Consider the following 22241-nt stretch of genomic DNA (forward strand, 5'->3'; position numbering starts at 1 on the left):
ACCGTCTGTCGCGAGGTGGCGTATACTACGCTACTCTCCTTCGGAGTCAAACACTTTTTTCAGCGTTTTTATCCGGCGGGATGAATTTTTTCACTCCCTGCTGAGCCGTCTGCGTTACCGCTTTGCCGTCTCAGTGGTGGCGCATTATAGGGATCCGAATTTTTTGCACAACCCCTTTTTTCGATCTTTTTAATCGACTGGCGAGTTTTCACTCTTTTCGCTGCGATCGCGAGCGATCCGCTCAAAAATCATCTTGTTTATCCGCCTTTTAAGCCGCAGGCTTGGATAAAAACGTAAAAGGAGAAGATCATGTCCACAGCCCTACGACCTTATAAGAACCATTTCCCGCAACAAGGCGATCGCGTGATGATCGATAACAGCAGCGTGGTGGTGGGTGAAGTACAACTCGACGATGACGTTAGCATCTGGCCGCTGGTTGCGATTCGTGGTGACGTCAATAAAGTGGTGATAGGCAAAAGAAGCAATATTCAGGATGGCAGCGTATTGCACGTCACTCACAAGTCCAGCAGCAATCCGGAAGGTTATCCGCTGATTGTTGGCGAAGATGTCACGGTAGGGCATAAAGCGATGCTGCACGGCTGTACTATCGGCAATCGCGTACTGGTTGGTATGGGATCCATTCTGCTGGACGGCGTGATCGTTGAAGATGATGTGATGATTGGCGCTGGCAGTTTGGTGCCGCCAGGTAAACGACTGGAGAGCGGCTACCTGTATTTAGGCAGCCCGGTTAAGCAGGTCCGCCCACTCAGTGAAGCGGAAATCGCCGGGCTGCTTTGCTCATCCAATAACTATGTCGGTTGGAAGAATGAATATCTCGCTCAGGAAAGCCAATCTCATTCCTGATCGCCAGCCTTACCTCTGCTGCATCGACTGCTTTAGTTTGGCTATCACTGGCGTGATCTCTGGCATCACGCCATGCCATAAATGAAAAGCGTGAGCGGCTTGCCCTACCAACATGCCAATGCCATCCGCCAGCTGCTGCGCGCCCTGCTGCTGGCACCACAGTAAGAATGGCGTCAACCCTTGTTGATAAAACATGTCATAACATTGCGTTTGCGCATTAATTAGCGATGTGGCTAATGCTGGAACTTTGCCATCAACACCGCTCGAGGTCGCATTAATGATCAGATCAAATTGCTGATCCGTTAATTGCTCAAAGCTGGCCGCTTTGATATTCCCGCTATGCTGGAAAATCTCTGCCAGCTGCTCGGCGCGTGCCACGGTGCGATTCACTACCACCAGCGAACATCCGAATGAAAGCAGCGGCAGGATTACGCCACGCGCAGCACCACCGGCGCCCACCAGCAGAATTCGATCGCCTGGATGGATCATCTGCAGTCGTTCCAGATCGCTGAGCAAGCCGATGCCATCGGTGTTATCGCCGAAGATCTTGCCCTGCGCATCTTTCTTTAACGTATTAACCGCACCAGACAATGCCGCACGCTCGCTAAGCTCATCGGCAAATTCCCACGCCTGCTGTTTAAAAGGCAGCGTGACATTGGCACCTTTGCCGCCATGCGCAAAAAAATCGGCGATCGACTGAGGAAAACCCTCAAGTGGCGCGCACTCCTTGCCATATTGATGCTCAATGCCGGTTTGCTCAGCGAACAAGCTATGAATGAAAGGAGATTTGCTATGCGCAATCGGGTGACCAAATACGGCAAAATTTTCCATGCGTTAGCCCTGACGAATAAGTTCACCGCTAATAACGTCGCGGATTTCAGAAGGATTCAGTCGCCCACCCGTTTCAGCATGTAAGACCGGAAACTGCGGACCAAATTGCTTAGCAACCTCTTCCGCATTACGACAAGGCGGTTCGCCGGAAAGATTGGCGCTGGTCGAAACCAGAGGTTTACCAAAACCGCGACACAAAGCCTGTACGTCCGGATGATCGCTAACGCGAATGGCCAGTGAGTCAAAACGCCCCGTTAACCAACGCGGCGTATGTGGCGAAGCTGGCACTACATAGGTTACCGGGCCAGGCCAACTGGCAAACATACGCTCGCGCTGCAGCACAGAGAGTTCACGGTCGGCGATATAAGGTTCCAGCTGCGCGTAATCGGCTGCAATCAAAATGAGTCCCTTCTCGACTGGACGCTGCTTGAGCGCCAAAAGCGCCATTACGGCATTCTCGCTGTCGGGATCGCAGCCCAATCCAAATACGGCTTCGGTTGGATAGGCGATAACTTCCTGTTGCTGTAGCCTCTCAATGCAAAAATCGAGACTACCCGCTGAATACTGGCTTGGCTTCATGATGATGATGCGTCCTGGACAATGGGCTTACCGCAGCGTTTGCTGGCGCAGAAGCGCTTCATGCCTTGTGCGGTTTTCTTCTCTATTAATAAAGGGAACTGGCAATGCGGGCAAACGCCTTCAACCGGCGCTGCGTTAAGGACAAACTGGCAATCTGGATAGCGATCGCAAGAGTAGAAGGTTTTGCCATAGCGCGAGCGCCGCTGTACCAGTTTACCGCTCTGACATTGCGGACAGGCGATAGCTGTTTCATCAGGCTTGTCGATAGTTTCGGTGTAATCACATTCCGGGTAGTGACTGCAACCCACGAACATGCCAAATCGCCCCTGACGCAGAACTTTGTCTGCGCCACACTGGGGGCATGCATGGCCTTCCAGCACTTTAACGACGTGTCCATCTCCCTGACTTTTCAGCGGGCGAATGTAATCGCAGGTTGGATAATTTACACACCCCAGAAAAGGGCCGTGTTTGCCGAAACGTATGACTAATTCTGCCCCGCAAGCGGGGCAGGGATCGTGTTTAGGCACGGAAAATAGTGCTGATTTACTCATATTACCGGTTGCATCAATCGCAAATTATTAATGCAGCATACCTTCATTGACGTCGAATAACAGTTCTTCCATTTGCTGATAGGCGTTTTCACATCCTGGGATGTTAAAAAGCACCATCAACACCACCCATTTGAGATCTTCAAGATCGAATTCGAGGGTATCAAGGGCCATTACGCGTTCGATGACCATCTCGCGCGTTTCCATATTCAGCACCTGGACCTGTTCCAGGAACAAAATAAAACCGCGACATTCTGCATCTAAACGCTGGTTTTCCTCTTCGGTATAGATTCGCATTGAGAGTGGATCGTTTGCCATGAGTACTGGCGCAACCAAGCCTTCCTGATAATCCGCTAACCGCTCAAGCCAATTCAACGCATTGTAGATATCTTCACGATGAAAACCGGCATCGGTTAAATCATCGGTCAATTTATCCTGATCAACGCGCATTTCAGCTTCGTTGTGGATATACGTCTCAAACAAGTACATAAGTACGTCGAACATGGCATGCCCTCCTCAATCGGACATAGCCGCCGGGTACAGCTGCGATCCATCCTGCTAACTCCAGCTCCAGCAGGTGAACTGCGATAACTGGCACAGGTTGGCCGGCACGTTCAGCGACGACGTCAACAGGTGTAACCTCATCACCTACGTTAGCCAACACAGTTGCAAATGGCAATGGCACATCGTCACTGTGTTGTGAATATATTGTTTCTGAACTGCTATCAGGCAACCATTGCAGCGTTGAATGTAAATCTTCAAGGATATTGTTAGGATGCGCCACCAGCAGCGCGCCTTGCTGGATAAGCCAATGCGTACCTTCACTACCCGGATTGCCTAGCGCGCCGGGTAATGCATAAACGTTACGATTTTGTTCCAAAGCGTAGCGTGCCGTCACCAGCGAACCGCTTTTTAACGTGGCTTCAACTACCAGTACGCCAAGACTTAAACCACTGATGATGCGATTACGCCGCGGAAAGTTAACCGCATGCGGTGCCGTATCAAGGGGGAATTCCGAGATCAGTGCGCCACCGCCAGCGATGATCTCACGTGCTAACGCTTGATGACTTTTAGGGTAGATATGCTGCAGGCCGCTGCCTAATACTGCAACGGTTTTGCCCTGCACTTCTAACGCGGCCCGATGCGCCACGCCATCGATTCCGCGCGCAAGGCCGCTGGTGATGGTCAATCCACTTAGCGCTAATTGCTGCGTAAACCAGCTTCCCCATTGCTTACCATAATGCGTGCAGTGACGGCTGCCCACGACTCCGAGTTGGGGCGTCTGCAAGATGTCCATATTTCCCGCGACATACAGCAATGAGGGACGTCGACTGATTTCCGCTAACGCCGAGGGATAATGTTCGTCGATACAGGTAACTAAATGATGCTGTTCATCCTCCAGCCATAGATGTGTTCGTGCTAACTGGCGTGGACAAAGCTCTTTAAACTGTTGTCGCTGGGTTTCGTTTAATCCCTGATCCAGTAACAGATCGTCATCAACCTGAGCATTATCCTGCAATGCCTCAGCTAAATGTCTGACAACTCCAGAGCTTAAGCCTTTCACATTTGCCAGCCTGAGCATCCATTCAATTCTCTCCATGCTGCACTCCCTGTCAGCCGCGCTATCATGCGGTGCAATGCTGTCAATCAGACATCAAAAAGTCTACAATATGAGGCAGTAATCTTTTCTTCAACGCATACAGATCTGGATATTTATGTCAGTTTTGCAGGTATTACATTTCCCTGATGATCGCCTTCGCAAAATCGCTGCGCCGGTGGCAACCGTAAACGCAGACGTGCAGCGTATTGTCGACGACATGTTTGAAACCATGTACGCCGAAGAAGGTATTGGCTTAGCGGCGACCCAAGTCGATATTCATCAGCGCATCATTGTTATTGATGTTTCTGAAAACCGTGACGAGCGTTTGGTGTTGATTAATCCGGAACTGCTGGAAAAAAGCGGTGAAACCGGTATTGAAGAAGGCTGCCTTTCCATTCCTGAGCAACGTGCTTTTGTGCCGCGCGCAGAGTGGGTCAAAGTGCGTGCGCAGGATCGTGACGGCAAAAGCTTTGAGCTGGAAACCGACGGTCTGCTGGCGATTTGCATCCAGCATGAAATCGATCATCTCGATGGCAAACTTTTCATTGATTATCTGTCGCCACTGAAACGTCAGCGTATCAAACAGAAACTGGAAAAATTGGCCCGCCTAAACGCACGCGAAGATTAAGTGCTCATTGAAGGTTAAACTGTGTCTGCACCGCTCAAAATTATCTTTGCCGGTACACCTGACTTTGCAGCGCGTCATTTAGACGCGCTACTTGCTTCTGAGCATCAGGTTGTTGGCGTCTTTACCCAGCCCGATCGTCCAGCCGGACGCGGCAATAAGCTTACGTCAAGCCCGGTCAAAGTCCTGGCACAGACGCACGATATTCCGGTATTTCAGCCGAAATCCCTGAAGCCTGAAGAGAACCAGCATCTGGTTGACGATCTGCAGGCCGATATCATGGTGGTGGTCGCTTATGGCTTGATCCTGCCAAAAGCCGTGCTGGCGATGCCGCGCCTGGGTTGTATTAATGTGCATGGTTCGCTGCTGCCACGCTGGCGCGGTGCTGCACCCATCCAACGCTCTCTCTGGGCTGGCGATACCGAAACCGGTGTCACCATTATGCAGATGGATGTTGGCCTCGATACCGGCGACATGCTGCATAAACTCTCCTGCCCAATTACGGCTGAAGACACCAGCGCGTCGCTGTATGAGAAGCTGGCGCAACTCGGCCCGCAAGGCATGCTGCTAACGCTGGATCTGCTAGCAAGCGGTAATGCCAGGCCAGAAGTTCAGGATGAAGCGCTGGTCTCTTATGCTGAGAAACTGAGTAAAGAAGAAGCGCGTCTTGATTGGTCACTTTCAGCAGCGCAGTTGGAACGTTGTATTCGTGCCTTCAATCCATGGCCAATGAGCTATTTCATGATTGAAGAGCAACCGGTAAAAGTCTGGCAGGCAACGGTTTTGCCGCATCAGAACAAGCAACCCGGTGAAATCGTCCATGCTGATAAACAAGGCATTCAGATCGCAACGGCCGATGGTGTGCTGAATCTGGTATCGCTGCAACCTGCCGGTAAAAAAGCCATGTCCGCTCAGGACCTGCTCAATTCGCGCCGCGAATGGTTCGTACCTGGAACCGTTCTGGCCTGATCCTCCAAGCCCGGTTTGACCGGGCTTTTTGTTTGATGAAATAACATGAAAAAAGCTACCAACTTGCGCAGCCTGGCCGCGCAACTCATTGAACGCGTTGTGGACAAAGGCGAATCGCTAAGTGCCATTTTGCCAGGCGCGCAAAAGAACCTATCCGATAAAGATGGCGCGCTGCTGCAAGAACTCTGTTTTGGCGTGATGCGCACGCTGCCGCAGCTGGAAGCCTTAATCGGCAAACTGATGGAGCGCACCTTAACCGGTAAGCAGCGAGTGTTGCATTATCTGTTGATGGTTGGCCTCTATCAGCTGCTATATACCCGCGTGCCGGCCCATGCGGCACTGGCAGAAACCGTGGCGGGTGCTGAAGTGCTGAAGCGCACGGCTTTAAAAGGCCTGTTAAATGGCGTGTTGCGCCAGTTCCTGCGCCAGCAAGAAGCGCTGTTAGCCGAAGTCGATCAGGGCTCGCAACGTTACTGGCATCCAGGCTGGTTGCTGAAACGTCTGCAAGCGGCATGGCCAGAACAGTGGCAACAGATTGTTGAAGCTAACAATCAGCGACCGCCGATGTGGCTGCGCGTCAATCGCCAGTATCACAGTCGCGATGCCTGGCTGGCGCTATTGCAGGCAGAAGAGAAAGTTGCTTTTCCTGGCGATGCACAAGATGCATTGCGACTGGAATCACCCGCTCCAGTCAGCCAGCTGCCGGGTTTCGATCAAGGTTGGGTGACGGTGCAGGATCTTTCTGCACAACGTTGCGCACTGCTGCTTGAGCCAAAAGATGGGGAAACTATTCTCGATCTCTGTGCTGCTCCGGGTGGTAAAACCACGCATATCCTCGAAATCGCCCCGCAGGCCAAAGTCTTAGCCGTCGATGTTGACCCGCAACGCCTGCTCCGTGTGCATGAGAACTTACAGCGCATGGGCATGCAGGCCGAAGTGCGTCAGGGCGATGGTCGTACACCGGCAGAATGGTGTGGTGATATGCAGTTTGATCGTATCCTGCTCGATGCGCCCTGCTCTGCCACAGGCGTTATTCGCCGCCATCCAGACATCAAGTGGCTACGTCGCGATCGTGATATTCCTGAGCTGGCGATTCTACAGCGCGAAATACTTGAGGCCGTCTGGCCGCGTCTAAAATCTGGCGGCACGATGATATATGCCACCTGCTCAATATTGCCGGAAGAGAATCACAATCAAATCAGCGCCTTTTTGGCAGCGCACAGCGACGCCGTGGCCGAAACGTTACCACAGGGCCAGGCTAATGGCTGGCAGGTTTTCCCGGCCATCGATGGCGGCGACGGCTTCTTCTACGCTAAGCTGATGAAAAAATAGTGCTGCGCACACTGACAAGAGCATCTAAGCCATGAAAATCATTATCCTCGGCGCCGGCCAAGTCGGCGGAACCCTGGCAGAAAATCTGGTCGGGGAAAATAACGATATTACCGTCGTCGATAGCGATGCGACGCGTTTACGCGTATTGCAGGACAAATTTGATCTGCGCGTCGTGCATGGTCACGGATCACATCCGCGTATTTTGCGTGAAGCCGGTGCTGAAGATGCGGATATGTTGGTGGCGGTAACCAACTCCGATGAAACCAACATGGTGGCTTGTCAGATTGCGTATTCCCTTTTCAATACGCCCAATCGTATCGCGCGTATTCGCGCCGCTGAATACTTACGCGATGCTGAGAAGCTGTTTGTACCTGAAGCCGTACCAATTGATCATCTGATCTCTCCTGAGCAGTTGGTGATCGACAATATCTACCGCCTGATTCAGTATCCTGGCGCACTTCAGGTAGTGAATTTTGCCGAAGGCAAAGTGAGCCTCGCTGTGGTTAAAGCCTATTATGGCGGACCGCTGGTCGGGAATCCTTTGTCGATCATGCGTGAACATATGCCGCATATTGATACGCGAGTCGCGGCGATTTTTCGTCAGGATCGTCCCATTCGTCCCCAGGGTTCTACGATTGTGGAAGCCGGCGATGAAGTGTTCTTTATTGCCGCGAGCCAACACATCCGCGCGGTGATGAGTGAAATGCAGCGTCTGGAAAAACCGTATAAGCGCATCATGTTAGTTGGCGGCGGAAATATCGGCTTTGGATTGGCGCAGCGGCTGGAAAAACAGTACAGCGTGAAGTTGATCGAACGTAATCAACAACGCGCGGCAGAACTGGCAGAACGTTTGCACGATACTATCGTGTTTTACGGTGATGCCTCGGATCAGGAATTGCTGGCCGAAGAGCATGTCGATCAGGTGGATCTCTTCATCGCGGTCACTAACGACGATGAAGCCAATATTATGTCGGCCATGCTGGCTAAGAAAATGGGTGCGAAAAAAGTAATGGTGCTGATCCAGCGCCGCGCCTACGTCGATCTTGTTCAAGGTAGCGTGATCGACATTGCGATCTCGCCGCAACAAGCCACGATCTCGGCGCTGCTAAGTCACGTACGTAAAGCCGATATCGTGGGCGTGTCCTCACTGCGTCGCGGTATTGCAGAAGCAATCGAAGCGATCGCACACGGCGATGAAACCACCTCACGCGTGGTTGGGCGTTTAATAGAAGATATTAAGTTGCCGCCGGGAACCATTATCGGTGCTGTGGTGCGCGGTGATGAGGTGATCATCGCCAATGATAACGTGCGCGTCGAACAGGGCGATCACGTAATTATGTTCCTGACGGATAAGAAGTTTGTGCCCGATGTTGAGCGCCTGTTCCAGCCAAGTCCATTCTTCCTGTAAAAGCTGCGGGCGAAAGTCCGCCGTGAAAATTTCGCTTAATCCATTGTTCTAATGGCAATTGCACAAAGGTTTGTTAGACTTTAGCCATTGGCCAAGGCAAGGAGATAACAATGAGTTTATTCAAAGAGTTTCGTGATTTTGCAATGCGCGGGAACGTGGTTGATCTGGCGGTAGGTGTCATCATCGGTGCCGCTTTTGGTAAGATTGTTTCTTCACTGGTCGCCAATATCATCATGCCGCCACTTGGCTTGCTGATTGGTGGCGTCGATTTCAAACAGTTTAAATGGATATTAAAACCGGCAGAAGGTGATATTCCTGCTGTGGTAATGGAGTACGGTAACTTTATTCAGACCGTGTTCGATTTCGTTATTGTTGCCTTCGCGATATTCCTGGCAATTAAAGTAATGAACAAGCTGTATCAGAAAAAAGAAGTTGAGAAAGCGGCACCTAAGCCGACGAATGAAGAGTTACTGCTCACTGAAATCCGTGACCTGTTAAAACAACAAAATCACGATAAATTATAATAAAAAAGCCGCCCACGTAAGGCGGCTTTTTTGTCTTTAAAGAAGAAGGCCAGTGATAAACTTTTCTGCTTATCACTGGCCTCCCAGTTACGTCCTTTGCCATGTTTGTCTTTACGTTGATAGCTGCCCTTTCCTTTCTGATTCTTCTCAATGCGCTGCCTAAACAGTGGATCATGTAATAATGCTTCCAGTGCATTATCGTTGATTTTACCTTTTTGGTGCTGATAGCGAGTCATCTCGTCCTCCGGTTATTAACGGCGCAACTATATTCCTTCCAGCGCAAAATTCAATCCTTACTACAACAAATTTCAGGCTGCGGCTCCTCACCTCTCTCCAGAGCTTCAAGTATTGAACAGCAAGCGCTGCTATGTATGTCGCCGCAGCAGGTTTCAGCTAAACGATGCAATGAACGTTGAATCGTCTGTAGTTCGGCAATCATGCCATTCACTTCATCCAATCTTTTCGCCACAATGGCTTTGGATTCCTGGCAAGTATGATGTTCAGGATCGATGCGGATCGACAATAAACCACGGATTGACTCTAAGCTAAAGCCGAGTTGGCGACCATAACGAATAAAACGCAGCCGCTGTAAATCATCGTCGCTATAAAGACGAAAACCGCCCTCAGTGCGTACCTCATGATTCATCATCTGCTGTTTTTCATAAAAGCGGATGGTGTCTGGCGTCACATCCGCCATTTTTGCCAGCTGGCCAATCCGATACATGCTATTTCTCCCGCTGCAAATGATGATGGATGTTATCGCTATACTCGCCGCGCAAAAATTCGGTACTGATTCCGGCTTGCTGGAGTTTTATTTCTAGCAAAGCTAAGCGTTTCGACAGTTCTCGCGCCTTGCCATCGTCAGGATCCAGTTCGCGTAGCAGATCGTTTACCGCCAATGCTTCTCGACGCATTTCAAGTTCCGGAGGTAAGTAACCAGAATTTTTCAACAGCCGATATGCCGTGCGCAGTTCAACTGGCACTCCGCTGTCATCATCTAGCTGTAAAGGTGCACCTTCGCCGGGCAAATTACTCAGCTCGCCCTTTTCCTGAGCTTCACGTATGTGTTGCTCTACAAGTTGATCAATTAGCCACATAAGGGAGTTCCTGATAGGTGTACCAGCCATCAGCATAGCGAAAGGGGAGTAAATGGAAAGGAATTACGGACAATAAAAAACCCGCCGAAGCGGGTTTTTTACGATACTGCAAATTACTCTGCAGTAGCTTCTGCTTGAGCTTCTGGACGATCAACCAGCTCGATGTAAGCCATCGGAGCGTTGTCACCAGCACGGAAGCCACACTTCAAAATGCGAGTGTAACCACCGGCACGGCTCGCGAAACGCGGGCCCAGCTCGTTAAACAGTTTTGCCACGATCTCGTTATCACGAGTGCGGGCGAATGCCAGACGACGATTAGCTACGCTGTCGGTCTTGGCAAGAGTAATCAGCGGCTCAACTACGCGGCGCAGCTCTTTGGCTTTCGGCAGAGTCGTCTTAATGATCTCATGACGAACCAGAGAACCAGCCATGTTGCGGAACATAGCCTGACGATGGCTGCTGTTGCGGTTCAGTTGACGACCACTCTTACGATGGCGCATGACCTTATCCTTCTCAGTGAAACCTTAACCTGTGATCGGTTTATTCATCAGCAATGCTTGCTGGTGGCCAGTTTTCCAGGCGCATGCCCAGAGACAAACCACGTGAAGCAAGCACATCTTTAATCTCGGTAAGAGATTTTTTACCCAGGTTAGGCGTTTTAAGCAGCTCAACCTCGGTACGCTGTACCAGATCACCGATGTAGTGGATAGCTTCTGCCTTGAGGCAGTTAGCAGAGCGGACAGTCAATTCCAGATCGTCAACAGGGCGCAGCAGGATCGGATCGAATTCTGGTTTCTCTTCTTTTACTTCCGGCTGACGTACATCACGTAAGTCAACGAAAGCTTCCAGTTGTTCTGCCAGGATGGTTGCCGCACGACGAATCGCCTCTTCAGGATCGATTGTGCCGTTGGTTTCCATTTCGATGACCAGCTTGTCCAGGTCGGTACGCTGTTCTACACGCGCTGCTTCAACATTGTAGGCAATACGGTCTACAGGGCTGTAGCAAGCGTCAACCAACAGACGGCCGATTGGGCGCTCATCTTCTTCCGAATGAATTCGGGCAGAAGCCGGCACATAACCACGACCACGCTGAACTTTGATACGCATGCTAATAGATGCGTTTTCATCGGTCAGGTGGCAGATCACATGCTGCGGCTTGACGATTTCAACATCACCGTCGTGGGTGATGTCGGCTGCAGTCACAGGGCCAATGCCAGATTTATTCAAAGTAAGGATGACTTCATCTTTACCTTGAACTCTTACCGCCAACCCTTTCAGGTTAAGCAGGATTTCCAGGATATCTTCCTGTACGCCCTCTTTGGTGGAGTACTCATGAAGCACACCATCAATCTCAACCTCGGTCACCGCGCAACCCGGCATGGAAGAAAGCAGAATACGGCGCAGTGCGTTGCCAAGAGTATGGCCAAAGCCACGCTCTAACGGCTCAAGGGTCACCTTGGCGTGCGTCGAACTCACTTGCTCGATATCTACCAGGCGCGGTTTTAGAAACTCTGTCACAGAACCCTGCATTGTGTCCTCTCTTTGGTACTAAGCTTTACTTAGAGTAAAGCTCGACGATCAGGTGTTCGTTAATGTCCGCAGACAGATCAGTACGTTCAGGAATACGCTTGAACACACCTTCCATCTTAGTAGCATCAACTTCCAGCCAGGTTGGCTTTTCACGCTGCTCAGCCAGCTCCAGAGCGGCCTTCACGCGAGATTGCTGTTTGGCTTTCTCACGGATGCTTACGACATCATTCGGAGATACCTGATAAGAAGCGATGTTAACAACGCGACCGTTCACCAGGATAGATTTATGGCTAACCAGCTGACGTGCTTCTGCACGAGTGGCGCCAAAGCCCATACGGTAAACAACGTTATCCAGACGGCCTTCCAGCAGGGCCAGCAGGTTTTCACCTGTGTTGCCTTTCAGACGTGCTGCTTCTTTATAGTAGTTGCGGAACTGACGCTCCAGCACGCCGTACATACGACGAACTTTCTGCTTTTCACGCAACTGGCCGCCGTAGTCAGACAGACGCGGTTTACGCGCACCATGCTGACCAGGTGGTTGTTCAATTTTGCACTTGGTATCGATCGCGCGAACGCCAGACTTAAGGAATAAGTCGGTACCCTCACGACGGCTCAGCTTGAGCTTAGGACCCAAATATCTTGCCATTTTCTTTCTCCAACTAACCTAAAAACGGGCGATTAAACGCGACGTTTTTTCGGCGGACGACAACCGTTGTGAGGGATTGGAGTCACATCAGTAATATTAGTGATGCGGAAACCAGCAGCGTTCAGAGCACGAATTGTTGATTCGCGTCCTGGACCCGGACCCTTAACCATAACTTCCAGATTCTTAATACCGTAATCTTTCACTGCTTCTGCACAGCGCTCTGCAGCTACCTGAGCAGCAAACGGAGTAGATTTACGTGAACCGCGGAAACCGGAACCACCGGCGGTTGCCCAACCCAGTGCGTTACCCTGACGATCAGTAATTGTAACGATGGTGTTGTTAAAAGATGCATGGACATGAGCCACGCCATCTGAGACTTGTTTTCTTACACGCTTGCGTGCACGAACTGGTGCCTTTGCCATTATTTACTCACCCCGATTATTTCTTGATCGGTTTACGCGGACCCTTACGGGTACGTGCATTGGTCTTAGTACGCTGACCGCGAACTGGCAGACCACGACGATGGCGTAAACCACGATAGCAACCAAGGTCCATCAGACGCTTGATGCTCAGGGTGATTTCACGGCGCAGATCACCTTCAACAACGAATTTACCAACTGCTTCACGCAGCTGTTCAATTTGTTCTTCAGACAGCTCTCTGATCTTAACATTTTCAGCAATACCCGTTGAAGCGCAGATGGCTTTAGAACGAGTTTTACCGATACCGAAAATCGAAGTTAATGCGATAACGGTATGTTTTTGATCAGGAATGTTAATGCCTGCTATACGGGCCACTATGCACTCCTATAATTAAACAAATGCGTCCCATGCTGAAAAGCCCGTTTTCAGGATACTCAAATGGTAACGCATCGACATACAAAAGATTGGCTGGCTAATCTAGCCAGCTCAACCCGACTTTGCAAGAAAAATATGTGACAATATCAGCCTTGGCGCTGTTTATGCTTTGGCTCGGCGCTGCAGATCACACGTACGACACCGTCGCGGCGAATGATTTTGCAGTTACGACATAATTTCTTGACGGAAGCACGAACTTTCATTTTTACTCTCCGTAACTTCTCAAGCACCCGAATTAACGGCCGTAGCCCTTCAGGTTAGCTTTCTTCAATGCAGACTCGTACTGACTCGACATCATCAGAGTTTGCACTTGAGCCATAAAGTCCATGATGACGACCACTACGATGAGCAGCGATGTGCCGCCAAAGTAGAATGGAACTTTCATAGCATCACGCATGAACTCCGGGATCAGGCAGATAAAAGTAATATACAGTGCGCCGATTAAGGTCAGACGTGTCATTACTTTATCGATGTACTTCGCCGTTTGCTCTCCCGGACGAATTCCCGGTACGAATGCACCAGACTTCTTCAGGTTATCTGCTGTTTCACGTGGGTTGAAAACCAACGCCGTGTAGAAGAAACAGAAGAAGATGATTGCAGTCGCATAGAGTAGCACATAAAGCGGCTGTCCTGGTTGCAAATACAGCGAAATTGTTGTCAGCCAGTTCCAACCGGTACCGCCCCCGAACCATGATGCTATGGTCGCCGGGAACAGAATAATGCTGGAAGCAAAAATAGCTGGGATTACACCCGCCATATTCACTTTCAACGGTAAATGTGTGCTCTGTGCAGCATATACACGACGACCTTGCTGACGTTTAGCGTAGTTGACCACGATGCGGCGCTGGCCACGCTCGACGAAAATAACAAAGAACGTCACTGCAAATACTAGAACTGCAACCAACAGCAACAGAAGGAAGTGCAGGTCACCTTGCCGCGCTTGCTCGATGGTATGGCCAATGGCCGGCGGAAGTCCCGCAACAATACCTGCGAAGATAATGATCGAGATACCGTTACCGATACCTCGCTCAGTAATCTGTTCGCCCAGCCACATCAGGAACATTGTCCCAGTAACCAGACTTACAACAGCGGTAAAGTAGAATGCAAAGCCTGGATTCATTACCAGCCCCTGCATTCCAGGCATATTCGGTAAACCGGTAGCAATACCGATCGACTGGAATACAGCCAGAACCAGTGTGCCGTAGCGAGTGTACTGGCTAATCTTGCGACGACCAGCTTCACCCTCTTTCTTAATCTCAGCTAACGCTGGATGAACCACCGTCAGCAGCTGGATAATAATAGAAGCCGAAATATACGGCATAATACCCAGAGCGAAGATTGAGGCACGACTGAGAGCACCACCAGAGAACATGTTGAACATTTCAATGATGGTGCCACGCTGTTGCTCAAGCAGTTTGGCAAGTACAGTGGCATCGATACCGGGGATTGGAATAAAAGAGCCAATTCGGAAGACAATGAGTGCACCGATTACAAACAACAGTCTGCGCTTCAGTTCACCAAAGCCACCTTTGGCACTTTGAAAATCTAATCCCGGTTGCTTTGCCATCTGCTACTTATTCCTCGATTTTACCGCCAGCAGCTTCGATTGCAGCACGAGCACCTTTGGTGACACGCAGACCGCGAACCGTTACCGGTGCAGAAACTTCACCAGAAAGAATCACTTTCGCGAATTCAATCTGAACACCGATAATATTGGCCGCTTTCAGCGTATTCAGGTCAACAATACCGCCTTCAACTTTCGCCAGATCAGACAGACGAACTTCTGTCGTGATCATTGCTTTGCGAGAGGTGAAACCGAATTTCGGCAGACGACGGTACAGAGGCATCTGGCCACCCTCGAAACCGCGACGTACGCCACCGCCAGAACGAGAGTTCTGCCCTTTGTGACCACGACCACCAGTTTTACCGAGGCCAGAACCGATACCACGACCCAGACGCTTAGAAGCGTGTTTAGACCCTTCGGCCGGAGACAGAGTGTTTAAACGCATCTCTTACTCCTCCACTTTCAGCATGTAGGAAATCGCGTTAATCATACCGCGTACAGCAGGCGTATCTTCACGCTCAACGGTGTGATTGATGCGACGCAGACCCAAGCCAACCAGAGTCGCTTTGTGCTTAGGCAGGCGGCCGATTGAACTGCGGGTTTGTGTAATTTTAATTGTCTTAGCCATCGTGATTACCCCAGAATTTCTTCAACGGATTTACCACGCTTGGCAGCGACCATTTCCGGAGAATTCATATTGCCCAAGCCATCGATAGTTGCACGAACCACGTTAATCGGGTTGGTAGAACCATACGCTTTAGCAAGAACGTTATGTACTCCAGCAACTTCTAAAACGGCGCGCATTGCACCGCCGGCGATGATACCGGTACCTTCAGAAGCTGGCTGCATGAACACACGAGAACCTGTGTGAGCACCTTTAACAGGGTGCTGCAGGGTACCGTGAGTCAGCGCGACGTTAATCATATTGCGACGGGCTTTCTCCATCGCTTTCTGGATCGCTGCTGGAACTTCACGCGCTTTACCGTAACCAAAACCAACGCGGCCGTTACCATCACCCACTACAGTCAGTGCGGTGAAGGAGAAAATACGACCACCTTTTACAGTTTTAGATACACGGTTTACCGCGATCAGTTTTTCCTGCAGTTCGCCAGCTTGTTTCTCGATGTTTGACATCTTAGACCTCTACCTTAGAACTGAAGGCCAGCTTCACGGGCAGCATCTGCCAGTGCCTGGACACGACCATGATATTGGAACCCGGAACGGTCGAAAGAGACATTAGTAATGCCTTTCTCAACAGCGCGCTCAGCCAGAGCTTTACCTACAGCTGCAGCGGCGTCTTTGTTACCGGTATACTTCAGTTGTTCGGCAATAGCTTTTTCTACAGTAGAAGCAGCAACCAGAACTTCGGAACCGTTCGGGGCGATCACCTGTGCGTAGATATGACGCGGGGTACGATGTACCACCAGGCGAGTAGCACCCAGCTCTTTGAGCTTGCGACGTGCACGGGTCGCACGACGGATACGAGCAGATTTCTTATCCATAGTGTTACCTTACTTCTTCTTAGCCTCTTTGGTACGCACGACTTCGTCGGCGTAACGAACACCCTTGCCTTTATAAGGCTCAGGACGACGGTAGGCGCGCAGATCAGCTGCAACCTGACCAATCAGCTGTTTATCTGCGCCTTTCAGCACGATCTCAGTCTGAGTTGGACATTCAGCAGTGATGCCGGCCGGCAGTGCATGGTCAACAGGGTGAGAGAAGCCCAGGGCCAAGCTCACAGAGTTGCCTTTAACAGCTGCACGATAACCAACACCAACCAGTTGCAGCTTCTTGGTGAAGCCTTCGGTAACACCGATAACCATGCCGTTCAGCAGCGCACGAGCAGTACCTGCTTGTGCCCAACCATCCGCATAACCTTCGCGTGGAGCGAAAGTCAGGGCGTTGTCTGCATGCTTAACTTCTACAGCACTGTTGATAGTACGAGTCAGCTCGCCGTTTTTGCCTTTGATCGAAACTTCCTGACCGCTGAGTTTTACCTCTACGCCCGCAGGAACAACGACAGGTGCTTTTGCAACACGAGACATTTTATTCCTCCGATTACGCTACGTAGCAGATAATTTCGCCACCAAGACCAGCTTGGCGCGCTGCACGATCAGTCATGACACCTTTAGAGGTAGAGATTACAGCGATGCCCAGACCAGCCATTACTTTTGGCAGCTCATCTTTTTTCTTATAGATGCGCAGACCTGGACGACTAACACGCTGAATGCTCTCTACCACAGCCTTGCCCTGGAAATACTTTAAAGTAACTTCCAGCTCAGACTTGATATCGCCTTCGATTTTAAAATCTTCAATATAGCCTTCTTCCTTCAGCACGTTGGCAATTGCCACTTTCAGCTTGGAGGAAGGCATAGAGACCGCAACTTTGTTCGCGGCCTGACCGTTACGGATACGGGTCAGCATATCCGCGATCGGATCTTGCATGCTCATCTGTGTTACTCCCGTGATTCAAATGGTGACAATTACCAGCTAGCCTTTTTAAGACCCGGGATTTCACCGCGCATTGCGGCTTCACGGACCTTGATACGGCTCAACCCAAACTTCCGCAAGAAACCGTGCGGACGACCTGTCTGACGGCAGCGGTTACGCTGACGGGAAGGGCTGGAATCACGCGGCAGACTCTGCAGCTTGAGAACGGCATCCCAACGATCTTCGTCGGATGCGTTCACATCAGAAATGATCGCTTTCAGTTCAACGCGCTTGGCGAAGAACTTGTCTGCTAATTTCACACGCTTAACTTCGCGTGCTTTCATCGATTGCTTAGCCATTAAGTAACCCTACCTTACTTGCGGAATGGGAATTCAAAGGCAGCCAGCAGAGCACGGCCTTCATCATCAGATTTCGCAGTAGTGGTAATGGTAATATCCAAACCACGAACGCGATCGACTTTGTCATAATCGATTTCTGGGAAGATGATCTGCTCACGAACGCCCATGCTGTAGTTACCACGACCGTCGAACGACTTAGCAGATAAACCGCGGAAGTCACGAATACGTGGTACAGCAATAGTGATCAGACGCTCAAAGAACTCCCACATACGCTCACCGCGCAGAGTTACTTTACAGCCGATCGGATAGCCCTGACGGATTTTGAAGCCTGCAACTGATTTGCGTGCTTTGGTGATCAGCGGTTTTTGACCGGAGATTGCTGCCAGGTCAGCTGCTGCGTTATCCAGCAGTTTCTTGTCAGCGATCGCTTCACCAACACCCATGTTCAGGGTGATCTTCTCGACCCGAGGGACTTGCATGACAGAATTGTAGCCGAACTCTGTCATGAGTTTCTGGACTACTTCGTCTTTGTAGTAATCATGCAGTTTCGCCATCGTACTACTCCAAATTACTTGATAGTTTCGCTATTAGACTTGAAGAAACGGACTTTTTTGCCGTCTTCGAATCTAAAGCCTACACGGTCAGCCTTGCCGGTTGCCGCATTGAAGAGTGCAACGTTGGAAGCTTGAATAGCCGCTTCTTTTTCAACGATGCCACCTGGCTGGTTCAGGGCCGGAACCGGCTTCTGATGTTTCTTAACCAGGTTGATACCTTCAACGATGACTTTACCAGAAGTCAGGACGTTCTTTACTTTACCGCGTTTACCTTTGTCTTTGCCGGTAAGCACGATAACTTCGTCGTTACGACGGATTTTCGCTGCCATTGCTCGCTCCTTAGAGTACTTCTGGTGCCAGAGAGATAATTTTCATGAACTTTTCAGTACGAAGTTCACGAGTTACCGGCCCAAAAATACGCGTACCGATAGGTTGCTCGCTGTTATTGTTTAAAATAACGCATGCATTACCATCGAAGCGAATGACAGAACCGTCCGGGCGACGAACACCCTTCCTGGTGCGCACCACTACCGCTTTCAGGACATCACCTTTTTTCACCTTGCCACGAGGAATTGCTTCCTTGATGGTCACTTTGATGATATCGCCGACGCCTGCGTAGCGACGGTGCGAGCCACCCAGAACCTTGATACACATTACGCGACGTGCACCGGAGTTGTCGGCGACGTTCAGCATAGTCTGTTCTTGGATCATTTTAGTGCTCCGCTAATGTCAACTACTACTTCGGGACCCAAACCTCAGGTCGTTAAAAAGCCCCATAATTGAGGGCGCGGCATTATAACACCGGTTCTCGCACATGGGTAGAAAAAACGAACGGCTCAGACGAGCCGTTCGTTTTATTTTTTAGAGGAAACGGATTCTATTACAGAACCGCTTTCTCTACAACGCGAACCAGCGTCCAAGACTTAGTCTTGGACAGCGGACGGGTTTCGCGGATTTCAACCACGTCACCAATACCGCATTCATTGTTCTCGTCATGGATGTGCAGCTTAGTCGTACGCTTGATGAATTTACCGTAGATCGGGTGTTTCACGACACGTTCGATAGCAACAACTGCAGATTTCTGCATTTTGTCACTAATAACACGACCCTGCAGAGTACGGATTTTATCGGTCATTACGCCGCCTTCTCAGTCAGTAAAGTCTTAACACGTGCAACATTACGGCGAACTTCTTTCAGCAGATGGGTTTGCTGAAGTTGGCCGGATGCTGCTTGCATGCGCAGGTTAAACTGCTCACGCAGCAGGTTAAGTAGCTCAGTATTCAGCTCTTCAACGCTTTTTTCACGCAGCTCATTTGCTTTCATTACATCACCGTCTTAGTAACAAAGGTGGTTTTGATAGGCAGTTTTGCTGCTGCCAGCTTGAAGGCTTCACGGGCCAATTCTTCCGAAACTCCGTCCATTTCATACAGGACTTTACCCGGTTGAATGAGGGCAACCCAATACTCCACGTTACCCTTACCTTTACCCATACGCACTTCCAGCGGCTTCTCGGTAATTGGTTTGTCCGGGAATACACGGATCCAAATTTTACCTTGACGCTTAACTGCACGGGTCATAGCACGACGTGCTGCTTCGATCTGACGTGCAGTCAGACGACCACGGCCAACAGCTTTCAGACCGAAAGTACCGAAGCTGACATCCGTACCTTGCGCCAGACCACGGTTGCGGCCTTTGTGCACTTTACGGAATTTCGTACGCTTTGGTTGTAACATCAGCGACTCTCCTTACTTACGGCCTTTACGCTGCTGCTTTTTAGGTTGAGCAGCCGGTTCCGGTTGTTCAACAGCAGCCATACCACCCAGGATCTCGCCTTTGAAGATCCATACCTTAACGCCGATTACACCATAAGTGGTGTGCGCTTCAGAGGTGTTGTAGTCAATGTCTGCACGCAGTGTGTGCAACGGTACGCGACCTTCACGGTACCATTCGGTACGTGCGATCTCGGCACCGCCCAAACGGCCGCTGACTTCGACTTTAATACCCTTCGCGCCCAGACGCATTGCGTTCTGTACAGCACGCTTCATAGCACGACGGAACATCACACGACGCTCCAGCTGTGAAGTGATGCTATCAGCAACCAATTTAGCGTCCAGTTCCGGCTTACGGACTTCGGCGATGTTGATCTGTGCAGGAACGCCAGCGATTTTCGCGACGACCGTACGCAGTTTTTCTACGTCTTCACCTTTTTTACCGATAACGATACCCGGGCGAGCAGTGTGAATAGTCACACGGATGCTCTTAGCCGGACGCTCGATAACGATACGAGATACAGACGCTTTAGACAGTTCCTTGGTCAGGAACTGACGGACTTTAAAATCGCTGTCCAGGTTGTCAGCGAATTCTTTGGTGTTCGCAAACCAGGTAGAGTTCCATGGTTTTACAATACCCAGGCGAATACCATTAGGATGTACTTTCTGACCCATTGCTAGTCTCCAGAGTCTCAGCGATCGGACACAACCACAGTAATGTGGCTGGTGCGCTTCAGGATGCGATCTGCACGACCTTTCGCACGCGGCATAATGCGCTTCATGCTTGGGCCTTCGTCTACGAAGATTTTCGCGACTTTCAGATCGTCGATATCAGCGCCATCGTTGTGTTCGGCGTTCGCAATGGCAGATTCCAGGACTTTCTTAACCAACACAGCAGCTTTCTTGTTGGTGTAGGTCAGAATATCCAGAGCCTGCGACACTTTCTTACCGCGAATCAGGTCTGCCACCAGGCGAACCTTCTGAGCAGAAGAACGAGCATGGCGATGTTGAGCAATAGTTTCCATCTCTTCCTCCTACTTATTTCTTCTTGGCTTTCTTATCTGCAGCATGGCCGCGATAAGTACGTGTCGGTGCAAATTCACCCAGTTTGTGGCCGACCATTTCGTCGGAAACAAAGACAGGAACGTGCTGACGACCATTATGGACAGCGATGGTCAAACCGATCATGTTAGGGAAGATCGTTGAACGACGGGACCAAGTGCGCAGGGGCTTCTTGTCACCGCTTTCCACCGCTTTCTCTACCTTCTTCAGCAAGTGCAGGTCAATAAAAGGACCTTTCTTGAGAGAACGTGGCATGGCTTATCCTCTAAAATTATTTGCTACGGCGACGTACGATAAATTTATCAGTACGCTTGTTGCTACGGGTCTTCTTACCTTTGGTCTGAACGCCCCACGGAGTTACCGGGTGCTTACCAAAGTTACGACCTTCACCACCACCGTGCGGGTGATCGACTGGGTTCATCGCAGTACCGCGAACGGTAGGACGAACACCACGCCAACGGGTTGCACCAGCTTTACCCAGTACGCGCAGCATGTGCTCAGAGTTGCCAACTTCGCCAAGAGTTGCACGACATTCGGATTCAACTTTGCGCATTTCGCCTGAACGCAGACGCAGGGTAACGTAGGAACCTTCACGCGCAACGATCTGCACGTAAGTACCAGCTGAGCGAGCAATCTGACCGCCTTTGCCTGGTTTCATTTCTACGTTATGAACGGTAGAACCCACCGGGATGTTACGCATCGGCAGGGTGTTACCTGCTTTAATCGCAGCATCAACGCCAGATTGAATCTGATCGCCGGCTTTCAGGCCTTTAGGGGCCAGGATGTAACGGCGCTCGCCATCTTTGTACAGAACCAGTGCGATGTTCGCAGAACGGTTCGGATCGTACTCAAGACGCTCAACAACTGCTGGGATACCATCTTTGTTGCGTTTGAAGTCAACAATACGGTAAGCCTGCTTGTGACCACCACCGATATGACGGGTAGTGATACGACCATTGTTGTTACGACCACCGGATTTGCTGTTTTTTTCTACCAGCGGAGCAAATGGTTTGCCCTTGTGCAGCTCTGGGTTCACCACTTTAACTACGTGGCGACGACCCGGAGATGTCGGTTTACATTTAACAACTGCCATTG

General features: G+C 50.5%; 38 protein-coding genes. 6 read left to right on the forward strand and 32 right to left on the reverse strand.

Translation table 11 applies throughout. From position 1 onward, the window contains the following. Positions 1 to 309 precede the first annotated feature (309 nt). Positions 310 to 864 carry a gamma carbonic anhydrase family protein gene (locus AAF463_RS17535; RefSeq protein WP_350261205.1) on the forward strand — a complete coding sequence of 185 codons (555 nt, stop codon included), beginning with the start codon at positions 310 to 312 and terminating at the stop codon, positions 862 to 864. A gap of 9 nt (positions 865 to 873) precedes the next feature. Here the strand turns inward: AAF463_RS17535 and aroE are convergent, their stop codons facing one another. From aroE to dprA, 5 genes are read right to left on the reverse strand one after another with little or no spacing between them, the layout of a single operon-like run. Beyond that, on the reverse strand, positions 874 to 1695 hold the full coding sequence (gene aroE / locus AAF463_RS17540; protein ID WP_350261206.1) for a shikimate dehydrogenase: 822 nt from the start codon (positions 1693 to 1695) through the stop codon (positions 874 to 876). A 3-nt stretch (positions 1696 to 1698) separates the two neighbouring features. Further along, positions 1699 to 2274 (reverse strand): L-threonylcarbamoyladenylate synthase type 1 TsaC, encoded by a 576-nt coding sequence (tsaC, locus tag AAF463_RS17545; RefSeq protein ID WP_350261207.1) that lies wholly within the window; start codon positions 2272 to 2274, stop codon positions 1699 to 1701. Then, positions 2271 to 2825, reverse strand: coding sequence for a topoisomerase DNA-binding C4 zinc finger domain-containing protein (locus AAF463_RS17550; RefSeq protein WP_350261208.1), 555 nt, complete (start codon positions 2823 to 2825; stop codon positions 2271 to 2273). The genes tsaC and AAF463_RS17550 overlap by 4 nt, the downstream gene beginning before the upstream one ends. 27 nt (positions 2826 to 2852) lie before the next feature. Beyond that, complete coding sequence (smg, locus tag AAF463_RS17555; protein WP_007891699.1) at positions 2853 to 3326, reverse strand: DUF494 family protein Smg; 474 nt, start codon at positions 3324 to 3326, stop codon at positions 2853 to 2855. After that, on the reverse strand, positions 3298 to 4422 hold the full coding sequence (gene dprA, locus AAF463_RS17560) for a DNA-protecting protein DprA (RefSeq protein WP_350261209.1): 1125 nt from the start codon (positions 4420 to 4422) through the stop codon (positions 3298 to 3300). Before dprA ends, smg begins: the two co-directional genes overlap by 29 nt. Positions 4423 to 4537: 115 nt before the next feature. Here dprA and def point away from each other — a divergent pair, with 115 nt between their 5' ends. The 5 genes from def to mscL all read left to right on the forward strand — a co-directional run bounded on the left by def (position 4538) and on the right by mscL (position 9280). Further along, positions 4538 to 5050 carry a peptide deformylase gene (gene def / locus AAF463_RS17565; protein WP_008104717.1) on the forward strand — a complete coding sequence of 171 codons (513 nt, stop codon included), beginning with the start codon at positions 4538 to 4540 and terminating at the stop codon, positions 5048 to 5050. Between the two features lie 21 nt (positions 5051 to 5071). Beyond that, positions 5072 to 6016, forward strand: coding sequence for a methionyl-tRNA formyltransferase (gene fmt / locus AAF463_RS17570; RefSeq protein WP_101762571.1), 945 nt, complete (start codon positions 5072 to 5074; stop codon positions 6014 to 6016). A 45-nt stretch (positions 6017 to 6061) separates the two neighbouring features. Beyond that, entirely contained in the window at positions 6062 to 7348 is a 1287-nt protein-coding gene (gene rsmB, locus AAF463_RS17575) for a 16S rRNA (cytosine(967)-C(5))-methyltransferase RsmB (protein WP_101762570.1), read from the forward strand. A 31-nt stretch (positions 7349 to 7379) separates the two neighbouring features. Beyond that, on the forward strand, positions 7380 to 8756 hold the full coding sequence (trkA, locus tag AAF463_RS17580; protein WP_007891694.1) for a Trk system potassium transporter TrkA: 1377 nt from the start codon (positions 7380 to 7382) through the stop codon (positions 8754 to 8756). Positions 8757 to 8866: 110 nt separating this feature from the next. Then, on the forward strand, positions 8867 to 9280 hold the full coding sequence (mscL, locus tag AAF463_RS17585; protein ID WP_007891693.1) for a large-conductance mechanosensitive channel protein MscL: 414 nt from the start codon (positions 8867 to 8869) through the stop codon (positions 9278 to 9280). Here mscL and AAF463_RS17590 read toward each other — a convergent pair. From AAF463_RS17590 to rplB, 27 genes are all read right to left on the reverse strand, one after another. Continuing rightward, on the reverse strand, positions 9265 to 9516 hold the full coding sequence (locus AAF463_RS17590; protein ID WP_110867593.1) for a ribosome alternative rescue factor ArfA: 252 nt from the start codon (positions 9514 to 9516) through the stop codon (positions 9265 to 9267). The genes mscL and AAF463_RS17590 overlap by 16 nt on opposite strands. 50 nt (positions 9517 to 9566) lie before the next feature. Beyond that, a complete protein-coding gene (gene zntR / locus AAF463_RS17595) occupies positions 9567 to 10004 on the reverse strand; it encodes a Zn(2+)-responsive transcriptional regulator (RefSeq protein WP_101762568.1) in 438 nt (145 codons plus the stop codon). Position 10005: 1 nt separating this feature from the next. After that, the gene (locus tag AAF463_RS17600; RefSeq protein ID WP_101762567.1) at positions 10006 to 10377 is read right to left on the reverse strand and encodes a DUF1992 domain-containing protein; all 372 of its coding nucleotides are present in this window, start codon (positions 10375 to 10377) and stop codon (positions 10006 to 10008) included. Between the two features lie 113 nt (positions 10378 to 10490). Further along, complete coding sequence (gene rplQ, locus AAF463_RS17605; RefSeq protein ID WP_008104728.1) at positions 10491 to 10877, reverse strand: 50S ribosomal protein L17; 387 nt, start codon at positions 10875 to 10877, stop codon at positions 10491 to 10493. 40 nt (positions 10878 to 10917) lie between these two features. Beyond that, entirely contained in the window at positions 10918 to 11907 is a 990-nt protein-coding gene (gene rpoA, locus AAF463_RS17610) for a DNA-directed RNA polymerase subunit alpha (protein ID WP_007891688.1), read from the reverse strand. Between the two features lie 25 nt (positions 11908 to 11932). Continuing rightward, a complete protein-coding gene (gene rpsD / locus AAF463_RS17615) occupies positions 11933 to 12553 on the reverse strand; it encodes a 30S ribosomal protein S4 (RefSeq protein WP_007891687.1) in 621 nt (206 codons plus the stop codon). A 32-nt stretch (positions 12554 to 12585) separates the two neighbouring features. Further along, entirely contained in the window at positions 12586 to 12975 is a 390-nt protein-coding gene (rpsK, locus tag AAF463_RS17620) for a 30S ribosomal protein S11 (RefSeq protein ID WP_004160563.1), read from the reverse strand. A gap of 16 nt (positions 12976 to 12991) precedes the next feature. After that, positions 12992 to 13348, reverse strand: coding sequence for a 30S ribosomal protein S13 (gene rpsM, locus AAF463_RS17625; RefSeq protein WP_034830736.1), 357 nt, complete (start codon positions 13346 to 13348; stop codon positions 12992 to 12994). Positions 13349 to 13494: 146 nt separating this feature from the next. Continuing rightward, on the reverse strand, positions 13495 to 13611 hold the full coding sequence (gene rpmJ, locus AAF463_RS17630; protein WP_004160566.1) for a 50S ribosomal protein L36: 117 nt from the start codon (positions 13609 to 13611) through the stop codon (positions 13495 to 13497). 32 nt (positions 13612 to 13643) lie between these two features. After that, the gene (gene secY / locus AAF463_RS17635) at positions 13644 to 14975 is read right to left on the reverse strand and encodes a preprotein translocase subunit SecY (protein ID WP_007891686.1); all 1332 of its coding nucleotides are present in this window, start codon (positions 14973 to 14975) and stop codon (positions 13644 to 13646) included. Positions 14976 to 14982: 7 nt separating this feature from the next. Next, entirely contained in the window at positions 14983 to 15417 is a 435-nt protein-coding gene (gene rplO, locus AAF463_RS17640) for a 50S ribosomal protein L15 (protein ID WP_007891684.1), read from the reverse strand. 3 nt (positions 15418 to 15420) lie between these two features. Then, on the reverse strand, positions 15421 to 15600 hold the full coding sequence (rpmD, locus tag AAF463_RS17645; RefSeq protein ID WP_007891681.1) for a 50S ribosomal protein L30: 180 nt from the start codon (positions 15598 to 15600) through the stop codon (positions 15421 to 15423). 5 nt (positions 15601 to 15605) lie between these two features. Then, positions 15606 to 16106, reverse strand: a complete 501-nt coding sequence (rpsE, locus tag AAF463_RS17650; protein ID WP_007891679.1) for a 30S ribosomal protein S5 — start codon at positions 16104 to 16106, stop codon at positions 15606 to 15608. Between the two features lie 14 nt (positions 16107 to 16120). Continuing rightward, positions 16121 to 16474, reverse strand: coding sequence for a 50S ribosomal protein L18 (rplR, locus tag AAF463_RS17655; protein ID WP_008104733.1), 354 nt, complete (start codon positions 16472 to 16474; stop codon positions 16121 to 16123). Positions 16475 to 16483: 9 nt separating this feature from the next. Then, the gene (rplF, locus tag AAF463_RS17660; protein ID WP_008104735.1) at positions 16484 to 17017 is read right to left on the reverse strand and encodes a 50S ribosomal protein L6; all 534 of its coding nucleotides are present in this window, start codon (positions 17015 to 17017) and stop codon (positions 16484 to 16486) included. Positions 17018 to 17030: 13 nt separating this feature from the next. Next, on the reverse strand, positions 17031 to 17423 hold the full coding sequence (rpsH, locus tag AAF463_RS17665) for a 30S ribosomal protein S8 (protein WP_007891668.1): 393 nt from the start codon (positions 17421 to 17423) through the stop codon (positions 17031 to 17033). Positions 17424 to 17455: 32 nt separating this feature from the next. After that, a complete protein-coding gene (rpsN, locus tag AAF463_RS17670) occupies positions 17456 to 17761 on the reverse strand; it encodes a 30S ribosomal protein S14 (RefSeq protein ID WP_007891666.1) in 306 nt (101 codons plus the stop codon). A gap of 14 nt (positions 17762 to 17775) precedes the next feature. Next, on the reverse strand, positions 17776 to 18315 hold the full coding sequence (rplE, locus tag AAF463_RS17675) for a 50S ribosomal protein L5 (protein ID WP_007891665.1): 540 nt from the start codon (positions 18313 to 18315) through the stop codon (positions 17776 to 17778). 14 nt (positions 18316 to 18329) lie between these two features. Further along, positions 18330 to 18644, reverse strand: coding sequence for a 50S ribosomal protein L24 (gene rplX / locus AAF463_RS17680; RefSeq protein ID WP_007891664.1), 315 nt, complete (start codon positions 18642 to 18644; stop codon positions 18330 to 18332). A 10-nt stretch (positions 18645 to 18654) separates the two neighbouring features. Beyond that, positions 18655 to 19026, reverse strand: coding sequence for a 50S ribosomal protein L14 (gene rplN, locus AAF463_RS17685; protein ID WP_006120590.1), 372 nt, complete (start codon positions 19024 to 19026; stop codon positions 18655 to 18657). Between the two features lie 169 nt (positions 19027 to 19195). Continuing rightward, on the reverse strand, positions 19196 to 19450 hold the full coding sequence (gene rpsQ / locus AAF463_RS17690) for a 30S ribosomal protein S17 (RefSeq protein ID WP_007891663.1): 255 nt from the start codon (positions 19448 to 19450) through the stop codon (positions 19196 to 19198). Further along, positions 19450 to 19638 carry a 50S ribosomal protein L29 gene (gene rpmC, locus AAF463_RS17695; RefSeq protein WP_007891662.1) on the reverse strand — a complete coding sequence of 63 codons (189 nt, stop codon included), beginning with the start codon at positions 19636 to 19638 and terminating at the stop codon, positions 19450 to 19452. Before rpmC ends, rpsQ begins: the two co-directional genes overlap by 1 nt. After that, complete coding sequence (rplP, locus tag AAF463_RS17700; RefSeq protein WP_015962145.1) at positions 19638 to 20048, reverse strand: 50S ribosomal protein L16; 411 nt, start codon at positions 20046 to 20048, stop codon at positions 19638 to 19640. The genes rpmC and rplP overlap by 1 nt, the downstream gene beginning before the upstream one ends. Before the next feature lie 12 nt (positions 20049 to 20060). Further along, positions 20061 to 20759, reverse strand: coding sequence for a 30S ribosomal protein S3 (rpsC, locus tag AAF463_RS17705; RefSeq protein WP_007891660.1), 699 nt, complete (start codon positions 20757 to 20759; stop codon positions 20061 to 20063). A 17-nt stretch (positions 20760 to 20776) separates the two neighbouring features. Further along, complete coding sequence (gene rplV / locus AAF463_RS17710) at positions 20777 to 21109, reverse strand: 50S ribosomal protein L22 (RefSeq protein WP_007891659.1); 333 nt, start codon at positions 21107 to 21109, stop codon at positions 20777 to 20779. Positions 21110 to 21122: 13 nt separating this feature from the next. Beyond that, positions 21123 to 21401, reverse strand: coding sequence for a 30S ribosomal protein S19 (rpsS, locus tag AAF463_RS17715; protein WP_001138115.1), 279 nt, complete (start codon positions 21399 to 21401; stop codon positions 21123 to 21125). Positions 21402 to 21417: 16 nt separating this feature from the next. Then, a complete protein-coding gene (gene rplB / locus AAF463_RS17720) occupies positions 21418 to 22239 on the reverse strand; it encodes a 50S ribosomal protein L2 (protein WP_007891654.1) in 822 nt (273 codons plus the stop codon). Positions 22240 to 22241: the final 2 nt, after the last annotated feature.

Origin of the sequence: Pantoea sp. BJ2, from assembly GCF_040255075.1 — a bacterium.
In the GTDB taxonomy this organism is placed as follows: domain Bacteria; phylum Pseudomonadota; class Gammaproteobacteria; order Enterobacterales; family Enterobacteriaceae; genus Pantoea; species Pantoea leporis.

Excerpts from the sequence above, each read along its gene's own strand:
- AAF463_RS17535 (WP_350261205.1), top strand. The coding sequence starts at position 310 with ATGTCCACAGCCCTACGACCTTATAAGAACCATTTCCCGCAACAAGGC.
- aroE (WP_350261206.1), bottom strand. The coding sequence starts at position 1,695 with ATGGAAAATTTTGCCGTATTTGGTCACCCGATTGCGCATAGCAAATCT.
- tsaC (WP_350261207.1), bottom strand. The coding sequence starts at position 2,274 with ATGAAGCCAAGCCAGTATTCAGCGGGTAGTCTCGATTTTTGCATTGAG.
- AAF463_RS17550 (WP_350261208.1), bottom strand. The coding sequence starts at position 2,825 with ATGAGTAAATCAGCACTATTTTCCGTGCCTAAACACGATCCCTGCCCC.
- smg (WP_007891699.1), bottom strand. The coding sequence starts at position 3,326 with ATGTTCGACGTACTTATGTACTTGTTTGAGACGTATATCCACAACGAA.
- dprA (WP_350261209.1), bottom strand. The coding sequence starts at position 4,422 with ATGGAGAGAATTGAATGGATGCTCAGGCTGGCAAATGTGAAAGGCTTA.
- def (WP_008104717.1), top strand. The coding sequence starts at position 4,538 with ATGTCAGTTTTGCAGGTATTACATTTCCCTGATGATCGCCTTCGCAAA.
- rsmB (WP_101762570.1), top strand. The coding sequence starts at position 6,062 with ATGAAAAAAGCTACCAACTTGCGCAGCCTGGCCGCGCAACTCATTGAA.
- trkA (WP_007891694.1), top strand. The coding sequence starts at position 7,380 with ATGAAAATCATTATCCTCGGCGCCGGCCAAGTCGGCGGAACCCTGGCA.
- mscL (WP_007891693.1), top strand. The coding sequence starts at position 8,867 with ATGAGTTTATTCAAAGAGTTTCGTGATTTTGCAATGCGCGGGAACGTG.
- AAF463_RS17590 (WP_110867593.1), bottom strand. The coding sequence starts at position 9,516 with ATGACTCGCTATCAGCACCAAAAAGGTAAAATCAACGATAATGCACTG.
- zntR (WP_101762568.1), bottom strand. The coding sequence starts at position 10,004 with ATGTATCGGATTGGCCAGCTGGCAAAAATGGCGGATGTGACGCCAGAC.
- AAF463_RS17600 (WP_101762567.1), bottom strand. The coding sequence starts at position 10,377 with ATGTGGCTAATTGATCAACTTGTAGAGCAACACATACGTGAAGCTCAG.
- rplQ (WP_008104728.1), bottom strand. The coding sequence starts at position 10,877 with ATGCGCCATCGTAAGAGTGGTCGTCAACTGAACCGCAACAGCAGCCAT.
- rpoA (WP_007891688.1), bottom strand. The coding sequence starts at position 11,907 with ATGCAGGGTTCTGTGACAGAGTTTCTAAAACCGCGCCTGGTAGATATC.
- rpsD (WP_007891687.1), bottom strand. The coding sequence starts at position 12,553 with ATGGCAAGATATTTGGGTCCTAAGCTCAAGCTGAGCCGTCGTGAGGGT.
- rpsK (WP_004160563.1), bottom strand. The coding sequence starts at position 12,975 with ATGGCAAAGGCACCAGTTCGTGCACGCAAGCGTGTAAGAAAACAAGTC.
- rpmJ (WP_004160566.1), bottom strand. The coding sequence starts at position 13,611 with ATGAAAGTTCGTGCTTCCGTCAAGAAATTATGTCGTAACTGCAAAATC.
- secY (WP_007891686.1), bottom strand. The coding sequence starts at position 14,975 with ATGGCAAAGCAACCGGGATTAGATTTTCAAAGTGCCAAAGGTGGCTTT.
- rplO (WP_007891684.1), bottom strand. The coding sequence starts at position 15,417 with ATGCGTTTAAACACTCTGTCTCCGGCCGAAGGGTCTAAACACGCTTCT.
- rpmD (WP_007891681.1), bottom strand. The coding sequence starts at position 15,600 with ATGGCTAAGACAATTAAAATTACACAAACCCGCAGTTCAATCGGCCGC.
- rpsE (WP_007891679.1), bottom strand. The coding sequence starts at position 16,106 with ATGTCAAACATCGAGAAACAAGCTGGCGAACTGCAGGAAAAACTGATC.
- rplR (WP_008104733.1), bottom strand. The coding sequence starts at position 16,474 with ATGGATAAGAAATCTGCTCGTATCCGTCGTGCGACCCGTGCACGTCGC.
- rplF (WP_008104735.1), bottom strand. The coding sequence starts at position 17,017 with ATGTCTCGTGTTGCAAAAGCACCTGTCGTTGTTCCTGCGGGCGTAGAG.
- rpsH (WP_007891668.1), bottom strand. The coding sequence starts at position 17,423 with ATGAGCATGCAAGATCCGATCGCGGATATGCTGACCCGTATCCGTAAC.
- rpsN (WP_007891666.1), bottom strand. The coding sequence starts at position 17,761 with ATGGCTAAGCAATCGATGAAAGCACGCGAAGTTAAGCGTGTGAAATTA.
- rplE (WP_007891665.1), bottom strand. The coding sequence starts at position 18,315 with ATGGCGAAACTGCATGATTACTACAAAGACGAAGTAGTCCAGAAACTC.
- rplX (WP_007891664.1), bottom strand. The coding sequence starts at position 18,644 with ATGGCAGCGAAAATCCGTCGTAACGACGAAGTTATCGTGCTTACCGGC.
- rplN (WP_006120590.1), bottom strand. The coding sequence starts at position 19,026 with ATGATCCAAGAACAGACTATGCTGAACGTCGCCGACAACTCCGGTGCA.
- rpsQ (WP_007891663.1), bottom strand. The coding sequence starts at position 19,450 with ATGACCGATAAAATCCGTACTCTGCAGGGTCGTGTTATTAGTGACAAA.
- rpmC (WP_007891662.1), bottom strand. The coding sequence starts at position 19,638 with ATGAAAGCAAATGAGCTGCGTGAAAAAAGCGTTGAAGAGCTGAATACT.
- rplP (WP_015962145.1), bottom strand. The coding sequence starts at position 20,048 with ATGTTACAACCAAAGCGTACGAAATTCCGTAAAGTGCACAAAGGCCGC.
- rpsC (WP_007891660.1), bottom strand. The coding sequence starts at position 20,759 with ATGGGTCAGAAAGTACATCCTAATGGTATTCGCCTGGGTATTGTAAAA.
- rplV (WP_007891659.1), bottom strand. The coding sequence starts at position 21,109 with ATGGAAACTATTGCTCAACATCGCCATGCTCGTTCTTCTGCTCAGAAG.
- rpsS (WP_001138115.1), bottom strand. The coding sequence starts at position 21,401 with ATGCCACGTTCTCTCAAGAAAGGTCCTTTTATTGACCTGCACTTGCTG.
- rplB (WP_007891654.1), bottom strand. The coding sequence starts at position 22,239 with ATGGCAGTTGTTAAATGTAAACCGACATCTCCGGGTCGTCGCCACGTA.